This is a genomic window from Gemmatimonadota bacterium (genome assembly GCA_026706345.1).
Lineage (GTDB): Bacteria > JAAXHH01 > JAAXHH01 > JAAXHH01 > JAAXHH01 > JAAXHH01.
The window spans coordinates 1-2,280 of record JAPOYX010000027.1 but is presented as its reverse complement, the minus strand read 5'-3'; the positions used below and the strand labels follow the sequence as shown (position 1 = coordinate 2,280).

General features: G+C 62.9%; 3 protein-coding genes. 1 reads left to right on the top strand and 2 read right to left on the bottom strand.

The features are described 5' to 3' along the window. Positions 1-339: 339 nt before the first annotated feature. Positions 340-744, top strand: a complete 405-nt coding sequence (locus OXG98_03295) for a nuclear transport factor 2 family protein (GenBank protein ID MCY3771034.1) — start codon at positions 340-342, stop codon at positions 742-744. 128 nt (positions 745-872) lie between these two features. Here the strand turns inward: OXG98_03295 and OXG98_03290 are convergent, their stop codons facing one another. Then, a complete protein-coding gene (locus OXG98_03290; protein MCY3771033.1) occupies positions 873-1,670 on the bottom strand; it encodes a phytanoyl-CoA dioxygenase family protein in 798 nt (265 codons plus the stop codon). Positions 1,671-1,708: 38 nt separating this feature from the next. After that, positions 1,709-2,280 (bottom strand): CBS domain-containing protein (locus tag OXG98_03285; protein MCY3771032.1); only part of this gene is annotated, 572 nt, incomplete at its 5' end.

The following is a 2,280-nucleotide window of genomic DNA, read 5'->3' as shown; positions in this document are numbered from 1 at the left end:
GAGGTCTACGGGGTAACGGTGCTGTGGGACGGCCAGCCAAGAGAGGTCGTTGCCAACGCGTCGGATACGACGCCCCTCATCGGGATGTCGTTGCTGCACAGGCACAACCTGAACGTCGACGTGGAGGACGGCGGGGGGGTCCTCATTCAGGCGAAGGCATAGCAAGTTTGGGGCCGGCACACAGGACGATGTGGCCCTGACTCTACCAGCAGGTCGGGCGCCTTCAGGTGGAGGTGGCATTCTGGATGTTCTGAAGGATCATCATCGGGTCAGAATCAGGACCGGTGCCAGCGTGGCGAAGGGGGCCAGGGCGGCCGTGGTGTTGCCGGTTGCAAGTCAATGATGCCGAACGCGCATGATACGGTGCAGGCGTATTTTGACGCCCTTGTCATTGGACATGCCGAAACCCTCATCGCAATGATGCTCCCTGCTTCTCACTATGTAAAAATCGGTACCGACGCTGACGAAGTTGTCGAGGGAAGCTCGGAGATCGCGGCGTATTACCGGAACCACGCTGCCAGCACGGAGGATTTCAGCATCGAGTTTATAAACCTCGACGTGCAGGAACGGGACAACGTCGCGTGGTTCTACACGCGCCAGGTCTGGCGGCTGAAATGGCAGGGCACGAGAGAGGAGTTCGTGATGCGAATGACGGGTGTCCTGGAAAAGGTTGAAGAGCTGTGGAAGTTTGCACAGATCCACGCCTCGATGGGAGTCGCCGGTTCGGCGATCCCACAGGGTTGACTTGATCGAATCGGGAGAGTTGAACGTCGACGTGGAGGACGGCGGGCGGGTACTCATACAGGCGAAGGCGTAGCATTTGGGGACGGCCCCGGTCCGCACGGACACCGGAGGGGGAGGGCCGTCGCCATCTATCTCACCCAGTGATGCAGCAGCGGCTTGGCGGCTTCGGGCAGCGAGTCGTACACCTCCCGGGGCATAGGGAACACGAGGTTCGCCTCGGGCTTGCCCTCGTCGTCGACCATGTCCTCGCGCTCGGGTGTGCCGGGAACGAGGACGTTGACGTTCAGCCACCACGGCGCATACCGGACCGTGAGGCCGGCACGCACCTCGTTCGTTCCGTTGGTAGGCACGGCGTGCCACATCCGGCTGTCGAATATCAGTACGCTGCCCGGGTCGCCGGTCGCCTGGATGCGGCTCGGGTGGTCGGACAGGTCGTCTTCTCCGCAGACCGGGGTCCAGTTGTTCGGGATTCGATGGCTTCCCGGCACCAGCCACGTCCCGCCGTTTTCCTGCGTGAACGGCGAGAGCATGAAGATCACCGTCAGCAGCATGGGCGTGTCGGGGTACGGCGCCTCGATGGTGGCGGCGTGTTTCTGGTTGAACGGCCAGTCTGAGTGCCATCCCTGGGGATTGCTGCCCGGATGCCTCACAACGGGCGTGGACACGGTGATCTTGACGTGCCTGCCCCACAGCGCCTCGGCGACGCCCACAATCCGCCGGTCGCTCACGTACGGCGCCAGCGACTGGTTGATGGTGAAGAAGCTGCCGGCGACGCGTCGCTTCCATTCAGGGGTCGCCGATTCGGCTTGCTCGATGGTCGCGAGTACGCCCTGTCTGAGTCCAGCCACCTCGCCACCCGGTATGATGCCGGGGACCACTGCCCATCCGTCTTCCCTGACGCGCGTTATCGTCTGTTCGATGCCCATGGCGCATCGCCGGGCAAGCCGCCGCCTCGAGGGTTCTGTCAAGACCGCGTCGAGGTCTTGACCGGCCGGTGGGGCGACCTGCTCTCGTCGGTAGTCTCCATGGTCATGAGCTGGATGATGTCGTTGCTGGTGACCGCACCCAGGAATCTCTCCGAACCCCTTTCCACGACGGGCATGACGGAAAGAGAACTCTCCGACATGCGCTGCAGCACGTCTTCGACATGCTCGTCAGGCCAGGCCAACGGGGTCTGGCGGCGTACCACGGCGTCGAGCCGGGTCTTGCCCCAGGCGTCCTTGGGCAGGTAGCGGAGCATCTCCAGGGACACGATCCCGACCAGCCCTTCCTCATCCGCCACGACGTAGTGGGTCTGGTGCGGAACGATCCACTGCTCGGTGAAATCTCGCACCGTGACCGATGGCGCCGGATGCGGATGCGAGCGGTCCAGGATATCATCGATCCTGATGTCTTCCAGGGCGAAGCGGACTATTCCCAACGGAATGTCGTCCAGTTGCGCCGGCAGGTCGGTCCTTTGGCTGGCCCTGCCCACCGCGAAATTGATCACCGCCGGCATGAACAGGATGTAGCAGAACATGACCAGCACCAGGAATG

Coding starts and splice junctions, on each gene's coding strand:
- OXG98_03290 (MCY3771033.1), bottom strand. CDS start 1,670: ATGGGCATCGAACAGACGATAACGCGCGTCAGGGAAGACGGATGGGCA.
- OXG98_03295 (MCY3771034.1), top strand. CDS start 340: ATGATGCCGAACGCGCATGATACGGTGCAGGCGTATTTTGACGCCCTT.